The sequence below is a fragment of the Prevotella sp. P5-126 genome, from assembly GCF_002251185.1.
Taxonomy (GTDB): Bacteria; Bacteroidota; Bacteroidia; order Bacteroidales; family Bacteroidaceae; genus Prevotella.
In genome coordinates this window covers 1-946 of the sequence record NZ_NPIZ01000042.1, presented here as the reverse complement: position 1 = coordinate 946, position 946 = coordinate 1, and the positions used below count along the sequence as shown (strand labels likewise).

The 946-nt window shown below is 36.3% G+C and carries 1 protein-coding gene; it reads left to right on the top strand.

Annotated features, from left to right (window positions below; all coding sequences use genetic code 11):
* Positions 1-107 precede the first annotated feature (107 nt).
* Positions 108-946: IS982 family transposase (locus CIK90_RS03855; protein ID WP_094464390.1), on the top strand; the 839-nt coding region annotated here is incomplete at its 3' end.

Genomic DNA, 946 nt, shown 5'->3' with positions numbered 1-946 from the left:
TTAACGTGAGTTCGACGAAATATAAGTGTCTAAAAATTTGGTGATTAGCGAAAATTGTTGTAACTTTAAGGTGCTAAAAAATCAAAAGTTTACAAACAATAATCGCTATGATCACCGAGGACAAAGTTACTGAAATTTTCTGTATTGCAGATGACTTCTGCAAAGTTTTTGATGCCCAAATGGAAAAATACACCATAAAAAGCAATTTAAAACGCAAATACCATCGTGAATCGACTATGTCAAAGGCCGAAATTATGGTTGTCATTATACTTTTTCACAGTTCAGGCTTTCGTTGCTTGAAGCATTTCTACAAAGAATATGTATGTGTGCATCTTCGACACTTGTTTCCCAATGTTGTGTCATACAATCGTTTTGTGGAACTCCAGAAGACTATTGCTATTCCTTTAACTATCTTTATAAAGAAGGTGCTTTTAGGAAAATGTACAGGAATCAGTTTCGTGGATAGCACCCCTCTTCGTGTATGTAGGAACCAGAGAATCCTTATCCATAAGACATTTAAAGGTATCGCTCAAAGAGGTAAATGTTCTATGGGATGGTTCTTCGGTTTTAAGCTTCATCTGATATGTAATGAAAAAGGAGAATTGCTGAATTTTATGATTACTCCTGGTGATATTGACGACCGTAAACCATTGGAATATAAAGCCTTTGTTGATTTCATCTACGGCAAACTTGTTGGAGACAAGGGGTATATAGGCAAGAACCTATTCGATAAACTTTTCGTTGATGGGATACAACTTATCACGAAACTAAAAAGCAACATGAAGGGGTCTATCATGAAAATATCAGATAGACTCTTGCTTAGAAAGCGGGCTATCATAGAGACCGTTAACGATGAACTTAAGAATATTGCACAGGTGGAACATTCCAGACACAGATCTTTCGACAACTTCATTGTCAATACTCTTGGAGCTTTGGCAGCATATTG